22 protein-coding genes and 1 riboswitch are annotated in these 18,329 nt (G+C 30.7%); of the genes, 11 read left to right on the forward strand and 11 right to left on the reverse strand.

Translation table 11 applies throughout. The features are described from left to right. Positions 1–22: 22 nt before the first annotated feature. Positions 23–967, reverse strand: coding sequence for an ABC transporter substrate-binding protein (locus ABXT53_RS02245; protein WP_415291036.1), 945 nt, complete (start codon positions 965–967; stop codon positions 23–25). A 207-nt stretch (positions 968–1,174) separates the two neighbouring features. On the opposite strand from ABXT53_RS02245, the gene ABXT53_RS02250 reads away from it, so the two are divergent. From ABXT53_RS02250 to ABXT53_RS02260, 3 genes are read left to right on the forward strand one after another with little or no spacing between them, the layout of a single operon-like run. Beyond that, positions 1,175–2,521, forward strand: coding sequence for an aspartate aminotransferase family protein (locus ABXT53_RS02250; protein ID WP_415278850.1), 1,347 nt, complete (start codon positions 1,175–1,177; stop codon positions 2,519–2,521). 35 nt (positions 2,522–2,556) lie between these two features. Further along, a complete protein-coding gene (ald, locus tag ABXT53_RS02255; RefSeq protein WP_415291037.1) occupies positions 2,557–3,669 on the forward strand; it encodes an alanine dehydrogenase in 1,113 nt (370 codons plus the stop codon). A 13-nt stretch (positions 3,670–3,682) separates the two neighbouring features. Further along, positions 3,683–4,189, forward strand: a complete 507-nt coding sequence (locus ABXT53_RS02260) for a hypothetical protein (RefSeq protein WP_415291038.1) — start codon at positions 3,683–3,685, stop codon at positions 4,187–4,189. A 9-nt stretch (positions 4,190–4,198) separates the two neighbouring features. On the opposite strand, the gene ABXT53_RS02265 is transcribed toward ABXT53_RS02260, so the two are convergent. The 3 genes from ABXT53_RS02265 to ABXT53_RS02275 form a co-directional block, all read right to left on the reverse strand. Next, positions 4,199–5,053, reverse strand: a complete 855-nt coding sequence (locus tag ABXT53_RS02265) for an NAD(P)-dependent oxidoreductase (protein WP_415291039.1) — start codon at positions 5,051–5,053, stop codon at positions 4,199–4,201. Positions 5,054–5,093: 40 nt separating this feature from the next. Then, positions 5,094–5,756, reverse strand: coding sequence for a TenA family protein (locus ABXT53_RS02270; protein WP_415291040.1), 663 nt, complete (start codon positions 5,754–5,756; stop codon positions 5,094–5,096). Then, complete coding sequence (locus ABXT53_RS02275; protein ID WP_415291041.1) at positions 5,756–7,249, reverse strand: sodium:solute symporter family transporter; 1,494 nt, start codon at positions 7,247–7,249, stop codon at positions 5,756–5,758. The genes ABXT53_RS02270 and ABXT53_RS02275 overlap by 1 nt, the downstream gene beginning before the upstream one ends. Then, a riboswitch (TPP riboswitch) is annotated at positions 7,236–7,325 on the reverse strand. It overlaps the preceding gene by 14 nt. A gap of 153 nt (positions 7,326–7,478) precedes the next feature. Here ABXT53_RS02275 and ABXT53_RS02280 point away from each other — a divergent pair. The 6 genes from ABXT53_RS02280 to ABXT53_RS02305 all read left to right on the forward strand — a co-directional run bounded on the left by ABXT53_RS02280 (position 7,479) and on the right by ABXT53_RS02305 (position 13,655). After that, positions 7,479–8,414 carry an ABC transporter ATP-binding protein gene (locus ABXT53_RS02280; protein WP_415291042.1) on the forward strand — a complete coding sequence of 312 codons (936 nt, stop codon included), beginning with the start codon at positions 7,479–7,481 and terminating at the stop codon, positions 8,412–8,414. Then, positions 8,404–9,171: an ABC transporter permease gene (locus tag ABXT53_RS02285; RefSeq protein ID WP_415291043.1), complete on the forward strand. Its 768-nt coding sequence runs from the start codon at positions 8,404–8,406 to the stop codon at positions 9,169–9,171. Before ABXT53_RS02280 ends, ABXT53_RS02285 begins: the two co-directional genes overlap by 11 nt. 37 nt (positions 9,172–9,208) lie before the next feature. Beyond that, positions 9,209–10,342, forward strand: coding sequence for an RIP metalloprotease RseP (rseP, locus tag ABXT53_RS02290; RefSeq protein WP_415291044.1), 1,134 nt, complete (start codon positions 9,209–9,211; stop codon positions 10,340–10,342). 140 nt (positions 10,343–10,482) lie between these two features. Beyond that, positions 10,483–10,758: an HU family DNA-binding protein gene (locus ABXT53_RS02295; RefSeq protein ID WP_006997102.1), complete on the forward strand. Its 276-nt coding sequence runs from the start codon at positions 10,483–10,485 to the stop codon at positions 10,756–10,758. A 144-nt stretch (positions 10,759–10,902) separates the two neighbouring features. Then, a complete protein-coding gene (locus tag ABXT53_RS02300) occupies positions 10,903–12,204 on the forward strand; it encodes an ammonium transporter (protein WP_415291045.1) in 1,302 nt (433 codons plus the stop codon). Between the two features lie 149 nt (positions 12,205–12,353). Then, complete coding sequence (locus ABXT53_RS02305; protein ID WP_415291046.1) at positions 12,354–13,655, forward strand: ammonium transporter; 1,302 nt, start codon at positions 12,354–12,356, stop codon at positions 13,653–13,655. Between the two features lie 51 nt (positions 13,656–13,706). On the opposite strand, the gene bcp is transcribed toward ABXT53_RS02305, so the two are convergent. Both bcp and ABXT53_RS02315 read right to left on the reverse strand, forming a co-directional pair. Next, positions 13,707–14,168 carry a thioredoxin-dependent thiol peroxidase gene (gene bcp / locus ABXT53_RS02310; RefSeq protein WP_415291047.1) on the reverse strand — a complete coding sequence of 154 codons (462 nt, stop codon included), beginning with the start codon at positions 14,166–14,168 and terminating at the stop codon, positions 13,707–13,709. Positions 14,169–14,175: 7 nt separating this feature from the next. After that, positions 14,176–15,162, reverse strand: a complete 987-nt coding sequence (locus tag ABXT53_RS02315; RefSeq protein WP_415291048.1) for a glycosyltransferase family 2 protein — start codon at positions 15,160–15,162, stop codon at positions 14,176–14,178. A 32-nt stretch (positions 15,163–15,194) separates the two neighbouring features. On the opposite strand from ABXT53_RS02315, the gene ABXT53_RS02320 reads away from it, so the two are divergent. Next, positions 15,195–15,578, forward strand: a complete 384-nt coding sequence (locus ABXT53_RS02320) for a rhodanese-like domain-containing protein (RefSeq protein WP_415291049.1) — start codon at positions 15,195–15,197, stop codon at positions 15,576–15,578. A 1-nt stretch (position 15,579) separates the two neighbouring features. Here the strand turns inward: ABXT53_RS02320 and ABXT53_RS02325 are convergent, their stop codons facing one another. Both ABXT53_RS02325 and ABXT53_RS02330 read right to left on the reverse strand, forming a co-directional pair. After that, positions 15,580–16,155, reverse strand: a complete 576-nt coding sequence (locus ABXT53_RS02325) for a 2-hydroxychromene-2-carboxylate isomerase (protein ID WP_415291050.1) — start codon at positions 16,153–16,155, stop codon at positions 15,580–15,582. Beyond that, a complete protein-coding gene (locus ABXT53_RS02330) occupies positions 16,148–16,621 on the reverse strand; it encodes an ABA4-like family protein (protein WP_415291051.1) in 474 nt (157 codons plus the stop codon). The genes ABXT53_RS02325 and ABXT53_RS02330 overlap by 8 nt, the downstream gene beginning before the upstream one ends. A 37-nt stretch (positions 16,622–16,658) precedes the next feature. Between ABXT53_RS02330 and ABXT53_RS02335 the strand changes: the two genes are divergently transcribed. Then, complete coding sequence (locus tag ABXT53_RS02335; RefSeq protein ID WP_006997094.1) at positions 16,659–17,213, forward strand: regulatory protein RecX; 555 nt, start codon at positions 16,659–16,661, stop codon at positions 17,211–17,213. Here the strand turns inward: ABXT53_RS02335 and ABXT53_RS02340 are convergent. The 3 genes from ABXT53_RS02340 to ABXT53_RS02350 are packed head-to-tail and all read right to left on the reverse strand — an operon-like array spanning position 17,205 to position 18,324. Further along, on the reverse strand, positions 17,205–17,351 hold the full coding sequence (locus ABXT53_RS02340; RefSeq protein WP_415278874.1) for a hypothetical protein: 147 nt from the start codon (positions 17,349–17,351) through the stop codon (positions 17,205–17,207). The genes ABXT53_RS02335 and ABXT53_RS02340 overlap by 9 nt on opposite strands. Beyond that, positions 17,351–18,121, reverse strand: coding sequence for a 3'(2'),5'-bisphosphate nucleotidase CysQ family protein (locus tag ABXT53_RS02345; protein WP_415291052.1), 771 nt, complete (start codon positions 18,119–18,121; stop codon positions 17,351–17,353). Before ABXT53_RS02345 ends, ABXT53_RS02340 begins: the two co-directional genes overlap by 1 nt. Next, the gene (locus ABXT53_RS02350; protein ID WP_415285114.1) at positions 18,118–18,324 is read right to left on the reverse strand and encodes a DUF3553 domain-containing protein; all 207 of its coding nucleotides are present in this window, start codon (positions 18,322–18,324) and stop codon (positions 18,118–18,120) included. Before ABXT53_RS02350 ends, ABXT53_RS02345 begins: the two co-directional genes overlap by 4 nt. Positions 18,325–18,329 lie beyond the last annotated feature (5 nt).

The following is an 18,329-nucleotide window of genomic DNA, read 5'->3' on the forward strand; positions in this document are numbered from 1 at the left end:
TAATTTTATCTTACTCTCTAAATTATAGAGGTAAAAAGCTTGTATCTACTGCTCCGTTAGGAGTGCCCATTCCTTTTAAGAAACCATCAAGAGTTCCACCTGATTCCATAGATTTTTTAGTATCTGCAGCATTCAAGAATACAAATCCACCTAAAGTTTCTTTCATATCTCCAAGTTTCATCTCAGCATCTTTTGCGATTACATTCATATCACTTTTACCAGCTGCGTATCTAGCATTAGCTTCATGAGTTACTTCTATGAAAGTTCTCAACATTCCTGGGTTTTCTTTCATAAATTTATCAGTAACAGATGTAATATCGATACCTTTGATACCTGCATCACGAGCTGCTTGAACTGTTAACAATCTTGTACCAACAGTTAAAGCTGCTTTAATAGAGTTACCACCAAATAAACAAGCCATTGAAACGTCACCAGAAACTAGTGCAGCAGCACCTTCTTCAGGGTCCATTTGAATAACAGTCATTTTGCTTTTATCAGCACCAACAACTTTCATACTTTCATCAAAAACATACTCAGCCATAGTTCCTAGAGGAACTGCAACTTTTTTGCCTTCTAACTCAGAACCGTTCGCTGATGTAATACCAGAAGCTTTAGATGTAACACAAGTTGTACCACCCATTCCGTATTCCATAGCAACGTCTACAAGTTTCAAAGGTGCTTTAGATTTAACAGCATTAATAAATGGCACTAAACCTTGTGAGTAAGAGATGTCTATATCTCCTGCTAACATAGCGTCAGTCATTGCACCACCGTTTGAAAAGTTAGTCCATTTCACCGGAACACCTAGAGCTTTATCAAACATCATTTTAACTTTGTCTTCTTGGTTTGGAGTAGGCCATTCTAAAAAGAATGCAACTCTAACTTCTTTAGCAGCAGCGTTAGCAACTGACATTGATAAGTTAAGAGCAACTACAGCACCAAGAATAAAACCAATTATTTTTTTCATTATTATTCCTCTGTTAGTAATTTAATTAAATTATTTCCATTTAAATTGAATTTTGAAAGGATGTAAAACAAATTGTTATTGTTTTGCAATCTCAAGTTGTAGAAAATTATAAGCTTTAAAGAAAAAAATAATTCTAGAAAACCTTTTGATTTAGTCTAATAGTTAGGAATAAAATTATAACACTACATACATAAAGAGAGAATATTTATGAGCTCAGAAAATAGAACTTCAGTACCTAATTCATTAAATGAACATTGGATGCCGTTTACATCTAATAAAGATTTTAAAGCAAACCCTAGATTAATCACAGAAGCTAAAGGTGTTTACTTAAAAACTCACCATGGAAAAACACAAATAGATGCGAGCTCAGGTTTATTTTGTAATCCACTGGGTCATGGAAGAAGAGAAATTACAGAAGCTGTTACAAAACAATTAGAAACATTGGATTACGCTCAACCGTTTCAACAAGGTTTCGGTGGTTCGTTTGAACTAGCTACAAAAATTTCAAAACACACTCCTGGTGATTTAAATAAAATGTTTTTTACAATTTGTGGATCTACAGCTGTAGAGACTGCAATTAAAATTGCTGTAGCTTATCATAGAGCAAAAGGGCACGCAGAAAGATTTAGATTTGTTGGACGTGAGCGTGGTTATCATGGAATGAATATTGGCTGTATTTCAGTTGGAGGAATGGTTAACAATATTAAAACATTTGCAAGTGTTTTAATGCCAGGTGTCCAACACATTAGACATACACATTTACCAGAACATAAATTTGTAAGTGGTCAACCAGAAACTGGAGACTACTTAGCAAATGATTTAGAAACTATTTGTCAAAACTTTGGTGGTGAAAATATAGCTGCTTGTATAGTTGAACCGATTGCTGGATCAACTGGAACATTAGTTCCACCAAAAGGATATTTACAAAAACTAAGAGAGATCTGTGACAAGCATGGAATACTTTTAATTTTTGATGAAGTAATTACAGGATGGGGCAGAACAGGTTCTAAATTTGGTGCAGATGAATTTGGTGTAACTCCAGATATTATGACAATGGCTAAAGCTACAACAAACGGTGTTGTACCTATGGGTGTTGTTGCATGTAACGATTATATTTATGATGCAGTAATGGATGCTTCACCAACTGGTGCAGTTGAATTATTTCATGGTTATACTTATTCAGGAATTCCAGTTGCAGTAGCAGCTGCTCTTGCGGTGCAAGAAATTTTTGAAAAAGATGATATTTTCAATAGAGCAAAAAATTTAGCTCCTTATTTCCAAAAAGGATTGTTCTCCCTTCAAGATCTAGAGTCTGTAGACAATATTAGAGGATATGGAATGATGGGTGGAATAGACATGAAGCTAAACACTAAACCAGGCAAAGCTGGATTTGAATGTTTTAAAGCATGTTATGAAGCTGGTGTTAACTTTAAAGCTACAGGAGATTGTTTAATTATAGCCCCTCAATTCATTTGTGAAGAAAAACATATTGATGAAATTATTGAAAAGTTAAGAACTGGTATTACTAATTACCAAAAAAACCAAAAAAACTAGACAAAATTTATTAATCAAAGAAAGCAGAATTAACTATGAGAATAGGTGTACCTAAAGAAATCAAACCACAAGAACATCGTATTGGATTAACTCCTGATAGTGTTAAGACTTTAATATCAGAAGGTCATGAAGTTTTAGTTGAAAACAATGGTGGATTTGAAGCTGGTTTTGAAAACGAACAATACACAAGTGTTGGTGCTAAAATCATTGATAAAGCTGAAGATATTTTTAATGATGCAGATATTATTGTTAAAGTAAAAGAGCCTCAATCAGGTGAAGTTAAGATGATTAGAGAAAATCAGATCGTCTACACTTATCTTCATTTAGCAGCAGCTAAAGAATTAACTGAGGGACTAATTAAATCTAAAGGTATTTGTATAGCTTATGAAACGGTGACTGATGATAATGGAAGATTACCATTACTTGCACCGATGAGTGCAGTTGCTGGACGTATGTCTGTTCAAGCTGGTGCACATTGTTTAGAAAAAAATCAAAACGGTAGAGGTCTTTTATTAGGAGGAGCTCCTGGAGTTGAAGGAGGAACTGTTGTTATTTTAGGGGGTGGTGTTGTTGGCGAAAATGCTGCTGTGATTGCAACTGGGATGAGAGCTAAAGTTCATATTGTTGATAAATCTGAAGCAAGATTGAAACAACTAGTTGAAATGTTTGGTGATAAAATTATTCCAGAACAAAGTGATAAAATTGATTTAAATAATTTAGTTGCAGAAGCTGATCTTTTAATTGGAGGTGTTTTAATTCCAGGTGCTGAAGCTCCAAAATTAGTTACTAAACCAATGTTAAAATTAATGAAAAGAGGATCTGTAATTGTTGATGTTGCAATTGATCAAGGGGGTTGTGTTGAGACCAGTAAACCAACAACTCATGGTGATCCAACTTATATCATTGATGACGTTATTCATTACTGTGTAGCAAATATGCCGGGTGGAGTTCCAAGAACTTCAACTATAGCATTGAACAATGCAACACTTCCATATCTAGTTAAAATTGCAAACGATGGTTATGCTAAAGCATTAAGTGAAGATAAACATTTACTTGCAGGATTAAATGTTTGTAAAGGCCAAGTAACGTACAAAGCAGTTGCTGATGTTTTTGGGCATGATTATGTTGATCCTTTAAGTACCCTTTAATATTTTTTAACTAATGTTATCGGATAAAATTAAAGATTATTTAAACGAATACATCAGTCAGGAAGTTTACGTTCAAGTTGCTGTTGCAAAAGGTAAAAATAAAATTTCAACTAATGCTGCAATTAGTAAATACTTTGAAAGTAATCACTTTAAGGGTTTAGCAGCAGGCAAGCCCTACAACACTTTTTTAGATGATCTTAAAGACAAGTGTTTAGGTAAATTATTAAACTCTCCTATGAAAGATAGTAAAACAGAGGATGAAATTATTATTGAACTTCAAAGAAAGCTTAATACTTTAAAAATAGAAGAATTAAATGATACTTACTGGGAAGTAGAAACTGGTGAATATTTAAGTGGAGAGGATATTAAAGAAATTGAATTAGAGAGAGATACTTTGATAAAATTTTTAACCTCTAAAGATGAAGCGCATGAGACTGTAAGTACTCTTTGCAAGAATTATGAAAAATTATGTAAAGAAAAGTACCCAGAAGCTCCATTACCTTTAGAAATTTTATTATAAAAATTAATTCTATTTTTTAATTAATTCACTAATAAAAGACTCACCATTACCATTATCCATGGCATCTTTATAAAAATCTTTTGTATCTTTGGCTAATTTTTCAGCATCAGGCATATCCTTTAGTAAATCTTGAATATAAGACATATCTTTATGTGAATTTTTTGCAGTAAACTTAAACCCTGTATAATCATTTTTTAAAAGGTTATCAAAAATTCTGCTTAAGGCGGCAGAATTTCCTGAACCAAGCCTAGCAACGTCATATAATTTTTTTAAATCAATATTAAATTTTTTGGCACTTTTGATCATATGAACAATTAAAGTAGCATTGCCTAAAGTTAAAAAATTATTTAAAAGTTTTGATTTAGCCCCCATACCAACTTCACCAAAATAAAAGTAGTCTTTACAAAATGCTTTTAAAAATATTTCAGCTTTCTTAAAATCCTCCTCACTAGCACCAATGATACCACCTAATACACCTTCTTCAGCTTGAACGGGTCCACCCATTACAGGACATTCTATGTAGCTTATATTTTTACTTTTAAAAATTTTATTAGCCTCGATTGAGCCATTTTGGTTGTGAGTAGTAATATCAATAATAACAGTATCTGAATTTAATAGAGGAGATATTATTTCAATAATTGAATGTGCAATAGGTGTGTTAGTAACACACAGAAATAAACAGTCTAAATTTTTTGAACATAATTCCTCATATGAATTAACTTCAACTGCACCCTCATTAACTATTTTTTCTATTGGAGATCTATTTTTGTTAGCAATTACAAATAAATTATTCTTATTTTTTAGAATATTTTTGGCTATTCCATAACCCATATAGCCAACACCTATAAATCCTACATTTTTCATAATCTAATATCTTAGAACTATAATAGAAAAAATAAAAGTCTTATACAAAGCATTCCCAAAAATTTTTTTCAAGGATAGTCGATTTTTTAAAGCTTCTTTTAAGAGTATTTAATTTTTTACCCTTATTATTTTTCAAAAGAATATCTAAATAATCAATATTATCTTTAGCTACTTGTTGGTATTCTTTTGATGAATACATTTTAATCCAAGAACTATATTTACTTTTTTTCCAGTTTTTAATTTTAGAAAGATTAAACCCAATCTCACCATAGCCAATAATACATACTGATAGGCATGAGAAAATATCAAGATTATCTCCATTTTTACCAACACTGAGTACATGATCTGTGTAAGAACTATTAGCTTTCTCGACCACGATGTTATTAAGAGATTTAAGGGGTATCTTCCATTTTTTACAATAATTGATGTGGAGTTTGATTTCATGATCAATACCCTTAATAAAATTTACCGATCTATTAATTTCTTCAAAGCTTTTAGACTTATAAACACTAAGAGCTAAAATTTTAAGAAATTGCTGTAAGAAAACATAATCCTGAACTAGATAGTTTTTAAAATTTTTATCTGGCAGTTTATTGCTTACTAAATCAGATAAAAATTTATGATTAGTGTATTCAGACCATTCCTTCTTACAGCTACTTTTTAATTTATAAAAAAAGGTTTTTTTATTATTATAAATATTCACTATTCCTTAATTGAAGTTTTAATCTTAGAAAAGTTAAAGTTACCATTCTTTTTAAAGAGCATCACTGTAATCATTGGCGTAAATGTTGCCAAAATAAATGACCAAAACAATAATGCTGTAGATATCCAAATAGGAAATGTTTCAGCTGGAAAAAATCCACCAATTAAAATACTTTTATCAAAAGTTTGGTTAGGAAATAAAAGTAATCCAGTTATAAGTCCAATTATAACTGAAATTAAAGAAAGTTTTTCATCAACATCGCCTTTGAACATCCCATAAAAAATAGGAAATACGGCAGCACAACATAATAAATCAGCAAATAAAAACATAAATAAGACGCTGTAACCCTTAGATGCGATCAAAAAAACAATTACTGATAAACCACATATTAAGTATTTAGAAAGTGTTAGATAGCTATTCTTATTTTTTAAACTAATAAACTTATTTCCTTCAATAGTAATGGTACTTGAAAGCGCATTAATAAGTGTATCCATACTGCTAATCACTAAGGCTAAAACTAAAATTAATATTGAGATAGTTAACAAAGAATTAATTCCAGTAAATGGCTCTAATAAAAGAGTAAAGAATAAAGTACTTGGGTCTGCTGCTTTATCAACTGATACTGCAAGAATTCCAAAGAAACCTAAAACAAGCATAAATGGAATTACAATAAAGAAGGCAGACATAAATCCTTTTCTTAAATCATCTGAAGTTTTTGCTGCAAATACTCTCTGCCAAATACCTTGATCAAATAAGTTGGTTGCAAAAACAGCAATGAAGAAAGTTAAGCCAGCAGTATATCCATAAAAATATTTACCACTCATTAAAGTAGCAGCTTTCTCATTAATTAAATCCATAGTAAATGCATTATTTCCAGAATTAAAGATATGGTTGATAGCAAATATTAATAAAATCATAATTATGATAAATTGAATTTTATCTGTAAAAATTGAAGCTCTAAGTCCTCCGTAAAGAGTGTAAGATAAAGTAGCTACAATTATTACAAGTGAGGTCTGCCAAAGAGGAAACCCTGACATTAAGTTAACAACTTTTGCAATCGCTGTAACTTCAGCTGCAAAATAAACAAACATGTACATTATTGTTAATAATAAAACTAAACGAAACATTGCTTTGCCAAATCTAATTAGAACAAATTGAGTAAGAGTATTACCATTAGGCATAATTTTTCTCATACGCTGACCAATAGTAATAAAAGCTAAGAAGGGTAGAGCTTGACCCAAGCCATAACCAATTATAGCACCTAAGCCCCCCCAAGTAGCAGCTTCTGATGGACCAATTAAAATCCACACACCAAAACATGATGCAACTAAAGATGCGGTTAAAGATCTTTTACCAATTGATCTGTCAGCATTTAAATACGAGTTAATTGAAAGCTTACCTCTTGAATAAACTATTCCAATAGCAGCAAAAGCTAATGAAGTTAAAAGTAGAGTAATAATAGTAGTTGATTGATCTAGATATATTGTGTTCATTTTTCCCTTCGTTGTGATTATACAACAGGTTCTTTGGGTATATTCTCAGCTTTTTACAGCACCCCAGAAACTGATATTCTTAAAAAAAAGAATATAAAAGTTAATTAAAGAAATAATTAAATTAAGTCAAATTTTAACTCAAAGATAGGAACACTGGGTAATGAAATAATTTGTTAAATTAGTAGGTTTATTGAATTAATTTCATTAATAACTATATAAACCCTAATAAATGTCAGAGATTCAAATATCCATTAATAACTTATCCAAAGTTTATGATAATGGTTTTAAAGCCCTTAACCATGTTAGCCTTAAAGTAAAACAAGGTGAGATCCTTGCAATGCTTGGACCAAATGGTGCGGGAAAAACAAGTTTAATCAGTATTATTTGTGGAATAGTTAAGCCTTCTTCAGGAACTGTTACAATTGATAATTTTGATATTATAAAAGATTATAGAGAGACGAGATCAAGAATTGGGCTTGTTCCTCAAGAATTAAACTTAGAATCTTTTGAAACTGTTTTTGATACCGTGTCTTATTCTAGAGGATTGTATGGAAAGCCACCTAAACCAGAACACATTGAAAAAATTCTAAAAGATTTAAGTTTATGGGATAAAAAAGATCAAAGGCTGAGACAATTATCAGGTGGAATGAAGAGAAGAGTTTTAATTGCAAAAGCTTTGTCTCATGAGCCTAAAATACTATTTCTTGATGAACCAACAGCAGGAGTTGATGTTGAACTTAGAAGAGACATGTGGATGGTTGTTGAAGAGTTAAGAAAAACAGGGGTAACAATTATTTTAACCACTCATTATATTGAAGAGGCAGAAGCTATTGCTGACCGTGTAGCTGTAATTAATCAAGGAGAAATTATTATTGTTGAAGATAAAAAAGAATTAATTAAAAAAATGGGTCATAAAAAACTAACCATTGAATTACAAAAAAAAATTAAAGAAATTCCTGAAGATTTACTTAAATATAGTCTTGAAATAGGCGAAGATCACATGTCTTTAATTTATACTTATAATGTTCAAGCTGAAAAAACTGGTATTACAGATTTATTACAAGACTTAAAAGATACTGGCCTAAAGTTAAAAGATTTAAAAACAGAACAAAGTACTTTGGAGAAGATATTTGTTGATTTAGTAAAGGAGAATAATGAAATTTAATTATTATGGGTTTAGAGCAATTTATGTTCATGAGATGAATAGATTTATAAGAACTGTAGGTCAGTCTATTCTTTCACCAGTAATATCTACCTCATTATATTTTGTAGTGTTCGGTTCAGTTATAGGAGGTTATATTGAAAAAATTGATGGTGTTAGTTATGGATCATTCATTGTACCTGGTTTATTAATGCTAACTCTATTAACTCAATCAATAAGTAACACTTCATTTGGAATATTTTTTCCAAAATTTAATGGAACTATTAATGAGATTTTAGCAGCACCTATATCAACGCTTGAAACTGTTCTAGCTTTTGTTGGAGCTGGAGCTACTAAAACATTAATAGTGGGTGCTGTAATTTATGGAACTGCTTCTTTTTTTGCGGATGTGACTGTTAAATATCCAATGTTAATGATATTTTTATTAGTTTTAGTTTCTTTTACATTCGCTTTATTCGGGTTTTTAATTGGCGTGGTTAGTAAAAACTTTGAGCAGATGTCGATCATTCCATCTTTAGTCATCACTCCCATGGTATTCTTAGGGGGAAGTTTATACTCTCTTGATATGTTGCCACCATTTTGGCAAACAATTTCTTACTTTAATCCAGTGGTTTATTTAATTGATGGCTTAAGATTTTCTTTCTACGGTGTATCTGATTTTGATATTTGGATAAGTATAAGCTCAATGGTATTTTTTTTAGTGATTTGTGTACTCTTGGTCACAATGTTACTTAAAAAAGGCTATAATATTAAAAGCTAGAAATTAGAATAATAAATAGTATTATTAAACTATAATCATGTTGTCTTATATATTACCCTTCATAGTTTTAATTGTTATCGTGGTTTTTATTCATGAATACGGGCATTATTATTTTGCTAAACGATTTGGTGTAGGGGTTACTGATTTTTCAATCGGTTTTGGTAAAGAAATGTTTGGTTGGAATGATAAATCAGGCACTAGGTGGAAGGTTTGTGTCATACCACTTGGGGGATATGTTAAGTTTTTTGGTGATAGAAACGTTTATAGCCAAGCTGATAATGAAAAAATTATAAAAGAATATAGCAAAGAAGATCAAGATAAACTGTTTGTGCTAAAACCTTTATATCAAAGAGCTTTAATTGTATTTGGTGGCCCTTTAGCTAACTTTTTATTAGCAATTCTAATATTTTTCTCAGTTTATACTTTTGCTGGAAAAGACTTTACACCAGCAGTAATTAATGAGGTTCAAAAAGATAGCCCTGCAATGGTAGCTGGTCTTAAAGATAACGATATTGTGGTCTCAATTGATGGCAATGAGGTTAAAAGCATCATGGAAGTATCAAAGTATATTATGATGTCTACTGATGAATTCATCAATTTTACAGTAAACAGATATGATCAAGATTTAACTTTTAGAGTAAAACCTAACATTGTTGATGGGGAGGATAACCTTGGTAATAAAATTAGTAAACGAATGGTTGGTATTAAACTTGGAGCTTATAATAATGAAGTAAACCATGTTAAACTTGGTCCTGCTAAAGCTTTGTTTTATGCAGTTAATGAAGTTTATTATGTAAGCACTTCTTCCCTTAAGTATATTGGTAGCATGATTGTTGGAAATGGTGATACTTCGCAGTTAGGTGGCCCAATTCGAATAGCAAAAATTAGCGGTCAAGTTGCAGAATTTGGAATTTTGCCTTTTATAAGCCTTATGGCTTACATTTCTATCAGCCTAGGGTTAATAAACTTGTTTCCAATTCCAATGTTAGATGGTGGACACTTAATGTTTTATGGAATTGAAAAGGTATTAGGGCGTCCTTTATCACAAAAAACTCAAGAAGGTTTTTTTCGAATCGGATTGTTTTTATTGCTATCATTGATGTTTTTTACAACGTTTAATGACTTAAAAGACGTTGGTTTATTTAAGCTTTTTAACAATTATATTTCTTAAATAATCCTTTAAAATCAACATTAATTTAACAAATCACAATATATTGGGGTTTTTATTTTAAGAGGCACTAATAAAAAGCTTGATTTATGGGCTTTAATGTAAATTATGTGAAAATAACCAATAAAACCGGAGCTAAATATATGAACAAAAAACAATTAATAGCACAACTTTCAGGTTCTCTAAACCTAAGTAAAGCTGATGCTGAGCGTACTTTCGATACAATTACAAACACTATTCTAGATGCTTTGAAAGGTGACGATACAGTTAAGATTGCTGGATTTGGAACTTACAAAGTAGCAAAAAGAAAAGCTAGAGTTGGAAGAAATCCTAGAACTGGAGAGCAAATTCAAATCGGTGCTTCTCAAAAAGTTAAGTTCTTACCAGCTAAAGCACTTAAAGAAATATTTAATAAATAATTAAGTATCAAATTCATTAACAGCCTTTTACAGAAATGTAATAAGGCTGTTACTATATGCATTTACTGCATACCTAAATTTCCTAATCAGCAATAGTTTTTAAGACCATCATAAATATAAGTGAAAACTTAAATGGGAGGTCTTATGACTAAAATAAAAAAAATAATATCAACGTTATCGTTAGGTCTAATTTTTCTTTTAGGTTTAGCAAGTATTGGAAATGCAGAGACAACAGTTTCTGCTGAAGTAGGGTTTGTATTTAACACGCTCTTCTTCTTAATTTGTGGTTTCCTTGTAATGTTCATGGCAGCAGGTTTTACAATGCTTGAATCAGGAATGGTAACTTCAAAAAGTGTATCAGTAATTTGTGCGAAAAATATTGGTTTGTTTGCAATCTCAGGAATTATGTTCTGGCTGGTTGGTTACAATCTAGCTTATGGAATACCTGAGGGTGGATTTATAGGTACGTTTACTCCATGGTCTGATACAAGTGCATTAGATACTGGTTATTCAGATGGATCAGATTGGTATTTCCAAATGGTATTCTGTGCAACTACAGTTTCTATTGTATCTGGTACAATGGCTGAAAGAGTTAAACTATGGCCATTCTTTTTATTTGCAGCAATATTAGCTGGAATTATTTATCCAATTGTAATGGGTTGGCAGTGGGGTGGTGGCTGGTTAGCTGCTGCTGGTTTCTCTGACTTTGCAGGATCAACTCTTGTTCACTCAACAGGTGGCTCAGCAGCATTAGCAGGGGCGCTATTGTTAGGTTCAAGAACTGGAAGATTTGATGCTAAGGGTGTACCTAAAGCATTACAACCTTTTGCAGCTTCTTCTGTGCCTTTAGTAACACTTGGAGTTTTTGTGTTATGGTTAGGTTGGTTTGGATTTAATGGTGGTTCACAATTAGCATTAGGAACATTTACTGACGCTGTTGCAATTTCAACTATTTTTATTAACACAAACCTTGCTGCTTGTGGTGGTGTAATGGTTGCAGCAATCGTGCCAAGATTATTATCAGGTAAAACTGATGTAATCATGATGTTAAACGGTGCAATTGGTGGTCTTGTAGCAATTACTGCAGAACCTTTAGCTCCATCTCCATTAGCTGCTATCTTAATTGGTGGTGTTGGTGGTTTAATAGTTGTGCTTGGTACTAAACTTTTATTTGCATTTAAAATAGACGATGTAGTAGGTGCAATACCAGCTCACTTATTTGCTGGTATCTGGGGAACATTAGCTGTTCCACTGACCAATGCTGATGCTTCTTTTGGTGCTCAGTTAATTGGTGTGCTTGCAGTCAATATCTTTGTATTCATAGTTGCTCTAATAATTTGGACAATAATGAAAAATACAATGGGTATTAGATTGAGTAAAGAAGCAGAAAAACTAGGTACAGATGTTGCTGAAACTGGTGTTATTGCTTATGCAATCAGAGACTAATTAAACAAATATCTCTCTCTTATAGTTAGAAAAAGGCCCTTAATCGGGGCCTTTTTATATTCTATTCCCTAGGTACATACCTCATTTGATTAAAGAACAGTAGTTAATGTCCAGCATTAACTTAGCATTAGATTAACAAGGAGAGAACAATGTTTAAATTAACAAGTATAAAATCAGTAATTACATTAGGCCTATTTTTCATCATAGGTTTTTCTAGTATGGGAAATGCAGAGACAACTGTTTCTGCAGAAGTACAATATATCTTTAATACATTTTCATTTTTAGTTTGTGGTTTTTTAGTAATGTGGATGGCAGCAGGTTTTTGTATGCTTGAATCAGGATTGGTGACTACTAAAAGTGTTTCAACGATTGTTGCAAAGAACATTGGAAAATTTTCAATTGTTGCAATAATTTTTTATTTAGGTGGTTATAATTTAGCTTACGGAATACCAGAGGGTGGTTTCATTGGTTCGTTTACACCGTGGACCCTTACCGATTCTTTAGAGCAAGGTTATTCTGGAAGTGCTGATTGGTTTTTCCAAATGTTATTCGTTGCAGCAACATGTTCTATTGTTTCAGGTGCTGTAGCTGAGAGAATAAAAATTTGGCCTTTCTTTATATTCTCTGCAATCTTGGGTGGATTAATTTATCCAATTACTATGGGTTGGCAGTGGGGTGGTGGCTGGTTAGCATCTCTTGGGTTTTCTGACTTCGCTGGTTCTACTTTAGTTCATGCATGTGGTGGTGCAGCAGCACTAGCGGGTGTAATATTATTAGGTGCTAGAAAAGGAAGATTTAGTCCAAAAGGTGATGTTAAAACTATGGAACCTTTTGCAGCTTCTTCAATACCTTTAACAGCCCTTGGAACATTTATTTTATGGATGGGTTGGTACGGATTTAATGGTGGTTCACAATTAGCTTTAGGAACATTTGAAGATGCAAATGCAATGTCTAAAATATTTATGAATACTCACCTAGCAGGTGCAGCAGGCTGTGTTACAGCAGCTTTAGTTACAAGATGGATTGGTGGAAAAACTGATGTTGTAATGATGTTGAACGGTGCTCTTGCTGGTTTAGTTTCAATTACGGCAGAACCTTTAGCTCCAAGCCCGATGCTTGCAATTGGTATAGGTGCGGTTGGATCTGTTATTATGTATTTTGGAACTAGCTTACTAAACTCATTAAGATTAGATGATGTTGTTGGAGCTATTCCAGTACATTTATTTGCAGGAGTTTGGGGAACGCTAGCTGTTACCTTAAGTAATACTGGAACAGCTCTTTCAACTCAATTAATTGGAGTGTTGTCAGTTACAATCTTTACGTTTATCTTTTCATACATTGCGTTCTTTTTATTAAAACAATTTATTGGTTTAAGAATAAGTGATCAGGCTGAAAAACTTGGAACTGATGTTGCTGAGATAGGTGTTAGAGCTTACGCTATCAGAGACTAGCAAATAAGTATTTAAAGGAAATAGGCCCCTTAATTGGGGCCTTTTTTATTTCTAAATATTTTTTAAGGTGTCTAAAACTTCTTTAGCATGATTTTTAACTTTAACATTGTCCCAAATTTTTACAATTTTACCATTTGGATCAATTAAAAAAGTTGTTCTTACTATACCCATAAACTCTCTACCCATAAATTTCTTCTTAGCCCAAACTTTGTATTTTTTCAAAATATTAAGCTCTACATCGGATAAAAGATCAAATTTAATCTTATATTTTTCTTTAAATTTATAGTGACTTTTTAGATCATCTTTAGAAATACCAAATACATCACAATTCAGTTTTTTAAGTTTAGGTAATAATTCGTTAAAATCATTAGTCTCAATTGTGCATCCTGGAGTATCATCCTTTGGGTAGAAATAAAGAACAACATACTTACCCATAGAGTCTTTTAGTGAATAAATTTTTCCATCAGTTGAATTTAAATTAAAAGTTGGGGCTTTAGTATTTGTTTTAAGCATAATTAGTTTAATTTTCTTCCCATAATTTTTTATAATCTATAAAGGGAGATAGACCATAGCTTGAATTAACATTTGTTAGATGTAAAGAAAGACTTTTTAGTGGTGAGATACAAAATTCTTTTGTATAGATTTTGTTTAGATGTTTTTCAAAAGGATCGTTTCTATCTAAACAAGTATTATAAAAATTATCCCAATATTTATCTAATAAAGATTTTGTGGTCAAGAATGTACATAGAGTTTGATTAATTGTTCTCCAATGTCTTTTGTTTCCAATTAAGATATTTGTTTTTTCATTATTCATATATAGATAGGGATAATCAGTAGGACACATAAAGATATCTTTATTAACTTGTGAAGCTATCCTCTCATATGATGCAATCATTTCTTCCATCATAGGTTCAAAATGCAAGTAATCATCTTCAATAAAGAAAATCAAATCCTCACCATGTTTTTTTCCTAACTCAAAAGACTGAAGTAAGCTTGCTAGATTAGAAAAAGTTTGATCATTTTTTTGTTGTTTGATTGTATCCTTGTATTTGTCATGGTTTAGAGGAGTAATACTTATATCTAAACCACTTCCATTTATAAGATTTTTTAACTTATTTAAATTTTCTTCTTTAGATTTATCATCGACAATTATCATCTTAAATTTAATGTTTGGGTATTTTGTTTTAGAAAAGTTAACTGATTTTATTAACGAATTTAAAGCTTTTAAGGAATATTTAATTTTTGGTTGCTCAAATAATCTTCTTTTATTTTGATCCCATATCTCAACATCAGTATTAGTTCTAAATATAATCAATACAGAGTTAATCTTTTTAGTAATCTTTACTTCACCTAAAGGTAAAACAATTGACTTTTCATTTATGATGGAAAGATCTTCATTTAACTCTTTTTGAAGGGTGGGTGAGTTAAAATCATTTTGGTCAATTATTTCGTAACCCAACGCTTTTGAAATTTTAATAAATAGTTTTTTAATGATGCTTTTTTTCATGTAATTGTCTATAATTATTACTTTATAATATTATGCCTATTAAATCATCACAAACTCTAGTTTCTGAAGCTTTAAACGAAGTTAAAACTATTACTGCTGAAGAAGCATTAAAGTTATCAAGTGAAGATAAATGCACATTAATTGATATTAGAGAAAAGGGTGAACTAGACAAAACAGGTAGAATTGAAAATTCAAATCATATACCTCGAGGAATGTTAGAGTTTTGGTTAGATCCAGAGGGTCCTTATTTTAAAAGTGGAAAAATAGATATGAATAAAGAAATGGTTTTATTTTGTGCTGGTGGCTTTAGATCCGCTCTCGCAGCCAAATCTTTAAAAGAAATGGGTTTTGAAAAAGTGTCTCATATAGATGGTGGCTTTGCAGCAATAAGCCAAAGTGATTTTAAAATAGTATAAACTACTTATTACACTCGTCTAAAGCAAATTCTAGACGATCTTGTCCCCAAAATATTTTATTGTTTACAGCAAATGTTGGAGCACCAAATATTTCTTTATCATGAGCTTCTTGAGTAACATTTTTTAACTCTTCTTTTATTTTAGGATCATTAATACCATCAAAAAAACTAATTGGTTTAATATTGCTTTTTTTTAGAAGAGTTTTTATGATTTCTTCATTAGAAATATTAAGGTTATCCTTCCAATAAGCATCAAACATAACATTCAAATATAAATCTCTATTTTCAACATTAATAAAAAGATATCCACGCATTATATTCAACGAATTAATAGGAAAATTAGAATTCCAAATAAAACTTGATTTATCTTTTTTTGCGATTAAATCACAGTCACTTATCATATGTTTTAGTTTAGGTTTGATAAAAGCTGGTGCAGTTATACCTTGTAAATTATGCAGACCACCAACAAGAACTGGTTTATAATTAAATTTCACATTCTTAATAGATTTAATTTTTTGGTGCGCTAGATAAGAGTAAGGACTTATGAAATCAAAATAGAAATCTATTTCTTTAGTCATATAGATTAATTCTTTTTGCGTAAAAAACTCTTATAATCCAATACAGAGTAAGTCCTATTGGACCAATAAAATAAGTTATCAATAAAGGAAAAGACATTATTACTTTATTGATACCAAATTTTTGTGAGTCCTTAACAATCCATCCACCACAAAATAAATTAATAGATAGAAAATGAGTCCAAAATAAAATTAAGAAGGATTTATCGTTAAATAAGTAACCAATTGAATCCAGGCCTAAATATAGCTCAAAATTTCTAAAAAAATCATACCCCTCATAAAAAAGCAAATAAGTTAAATAACCGTAGACGAAACTTAAAATAATAAATGGAAAAATTGATGTAATAAAAACTCTACATATTTGTGACTGTGGAAAAAAGACCAATATTAACCAAAAAGGTAATACACCCAGATTTAACCAAAGAAAAATCATTTCAATTGTAAAGTATGTATAGATTTGATCGATCATTTTTTAGTGTATTATACAATAAGCCATTAAGATTCATATGAGAAATAGAAAAAAAACATTACAAGTTACGGTAGAGGAGATGAGAAATTTCTCATTTGCATATATTGAAAGATATGCCCCATCTAAACAACAGCTTAGAACCTATCTATTAAAGAAGTATCTAAAAGCTAATTTAGAAAATATTAAAAAACAAGATATTACAGATTTAATTGATGTTGTTTTGCAAGATCTTGAAAAAACTAAGTTTATCAATGATAAATTCTATTCTGAAAGTAAATCAAGAAGTTTAATTCAAAGAGGTAGTTCAGTTAATAAAATTAGAAACTATTTAATGACTAAGGGAATTAATGATCGCTACATTAAAGAAACAATAGATAAGATTAAAGAGGATAACTCTGACCAAGATTTTTTTTCTGGAATAAAAATATGTAAAAAAAAGAGAATTGGACCAGCGAGAGTAGAGGATAATAGAGCACTATTTTACAAAAAGGATATTGCTTTACTAGCAAGAAATGGTTTTGATTTCGAAACATCTAAAAGGATCATGGATATTGATCAAGCTGACTATATGAAAATAATTAGATTACTTTAATTTCTTTTCTTTCTCTTCCTCTTCAACAAGAGACTCAATTCTATTTCTAATAACATTTTTAACAAATACAAAAACTAATAAGCCAAAAATGGAAACAGACACTATAATTATTAAAATTACCCTTAATTGCTCATCCATTATAATATGTTTTTACTTTTTAAAATTAAACTTGGGTTTTTAAATTCAGATTTTCCATAGAGTATTTCATTGTAATTAAAGTCAGTTACTTTACCCCCTGAGTGCTCAAGGATTGCATGACCAGCCGCAATATCCCACTCACAAGCTCTTGGTTCAGCGACATACATATCAAACTCACCTGCTGCAATAACACAAAATTTTAGTGAGCTTTTCATTTTTTGAAAAGAACTTATTTTATATTTTTTATGAATATCTAAAATTTCAGGTTTAAGATCGTTTGAATAACTTACTGCTGTATATCCAGCGTAGTTTTTTTCTTTATTCATTAATGAAATTTCTTGATTGTTAATTAACTCATAACTATGAGACAAACCGTAAGAGTAAAAAACTCTTTTTTTCGCTGGAACTGTTATAATCCCGATAGCTGGTTTTTTATCCAATATTAATGCTGCATTTAAAGTAAATTCATCACGGTTATTTATATAATCTCTAGTGCCATCAATTGGATCGATTAACCAAAAATTATTTAAATCAGTATCCATCTTATGATTTGCACTCTCTTCTGAAACAATAGCAATATTTGGAGTTATTTCTTGGATCTTGCTGGTTAAAATTTTATTAACTTCAATATCTCCATTACTTACAGGAGTATTGTCTGATTTAATTTCTTTTTTTAAACCAGCGTCTCTTAAATCTATAGCTACCTGACTTGCTTTATTAAAAGTTTCTATTAGTGAAAGAGTAATTTTCTTTTTTTCTTCAAGGTTCATTTATATAATTTTTCTAATTGAATTATTTTTGAATTAATAACTTTTTTTCCAACATTTTCAAAATTTACAGTAACTTTACCATTGATTATTGACTGAACTTGTCCAGTTCCCCAATCTTTGTTATTAGGGTTAGTAACTTTGTCGCCTGGTTCGAAATCTAAAATCATTAATTTACTTATAGTTAATATACTAATAAATATCATTAAAT

Origin of the sequence: Candidatus Pelagibacter sp. Uisw_136 (genome assembly GCF_047720275.1) — a bacterium.
Classification (GTDB): Bacteria; Pseudomonadota; Alphaproteobacteria; order Pelagibacterales; family Pelagibacteraceae; genus Pelagibacter.

What these genes read in the sequence shown, in the direction of transcription:
- ABXT53_RS02280 (WP_415291042.1), top strand. Translation starts at nt 7,479, where the DNA reads ATGTCAGAGATTCAAATATCCATTAATAACTTATCCAAAGTTTATGAT.
- ABXT53_RS02300 (WP_415291045.1), top strand. Translation starts at nt 10,903, where the DNA reads ATGACTAAAATAAAAAAAATAATATCAACGTTATCGTTAGGTCTAATT.
- ABXT53_RS02345 (WP_415291052.1), bottom strand. Translation starts at nt 18,121, where the DNA reads ATGAACCTTGAAGAAAAAAAGAAAATTACTCTTTCACTAATAGAAACT.
- ABXT53_RS02265 (WP_415291039.1), bottom strand. Translation starts at nt 5,053, where the DNA reads ATGAAAAATGTAGGATTTATAGGTGTTGGCTATATGGGTTATGGAATA.
- ABXT53_RS02315 (WP_415291048.1), bottom strand. Translation starts at nt 15,162, where the DNA reads ATGAAAAAAAGCATCATTAAAAAACTATTTATTAAAATTTCAAAAGCG.
- ABXT53_RS02340 (WP_415278874.1), bottom strand. Translation starts at nt 17,351, where the DNA reads ATGGATGAGCAATTAAGGGTAATTTTAATAATTATAGTGTCTGTTTCC.
- ald (WP_415291037.1), top strand. Translation starts at nt 2,557, where the DNA reads ATGAGAATAGGTGTACCTAAAGAAATCAAACCACAAGAACATCGTATT.
- ABXT53_RS02330 (WP_415291051.1), bottom strand. Translation starts at nt 16,621, where the DNA reads ATGATCGATCAAATCTATACATACTTTACAATTGAAATGATTTTTCTT.
- ABXT53_RS02295 (WP_006997102.1), top strand. Translation starts at nt 10,483, where the DNA reads ATGAACAAAAAACAATTAATAGCACAACTTTCAGGTTCTCTAAACCTA.
- ABXT53_RS02250 (WP_415278850.1), top strand. Translation starts at nt 1,175, where the DNA reads ATGAGCTCAGAAAATAGAACTTCAGTACCTAATTCATTAAATGAACAT.
- ABXT53_RS02305 (WP_415291046.1), top strand. Translation starts at nt 12,354, where the DNA reads ATGTTTAAATTAACAAGTATAAAATCAGTAATTACATTAGGCCTATTT.
- ABXT53_RS02350 (WP_415285114.1), bottom strand. Translation starts at nt 18,324, where the DNA reads ATGATATTTATTAGTATATTAACTATAAGTAAATTAATGATTTTAGAT.
- ABXT53_RS02285 (WP_415291043.1), top strand. Translation starts at nt 8,404, where the DNA reads ATGAAATTTAATTATTATGGGTTTAGAGCAATTTATGTTCATGAGATG.
- ABXT53_RS02260 (WP_415291038.1), top strand. Translation starts at nt 3,683, where the DNA reads ATGTTATCGGATAAAATTAAAGATTATTTAAACGAATACATCAGTCAG.
- ABXT53_RS02275 (WP_415291041.1), bottom strand. Translation starts at nt 7,249, where the DNA reads ATGAACACAATATATCTAGATCAATCAACTACTATTATTACTCTACTT.
- ABXT53_RS02245 (WP_415291036.1), bottom strand. Translation starts at nt 967, where the DNA reads ATGAAAAAAATAATTGGTTTTATTCTTGGTGCTGTAGTTGCTCTTAAC.
- rseP (WP_415291044.1), top strand. Translation starts at nt 9,209, where the DNA reads ATGTTGTCTTATATATTACCCTTCATAGTTTTAATTGTTATCGTGGTT.
- ABXT53_RS02335 (WP_006997094.1), top strand. Translation starts at nt 16,659, where the DNA reads ATGAGAAATAGAAAAAAAACATTACAAGTTACGGTAGAGGAGATGAGA.
- bcp (WP_415291047.1), bottom strand. Translation starts at nt 14,168, where the DNA reads ATGCTTAAAACAAATACTAAAGCCCCAACTTTTAATTTAAATTCAACT.
- ABXT53_RS02320 (WP_415291049.1), top strand. Translation starts at nt 15,195, where the DNA reads ATGCCTATTAAATCATCACAAACTCTAGTTTCTGAAGCTTTAAACGAA.
- ABXT53_RS02325 (WP_415291050.1), bottom strand. Translation starts at nt 16,155, where the DNA reads ATGACTAAAGAAATAGATTTCTATTTTGATTTCATAAGTCCTTACTCT.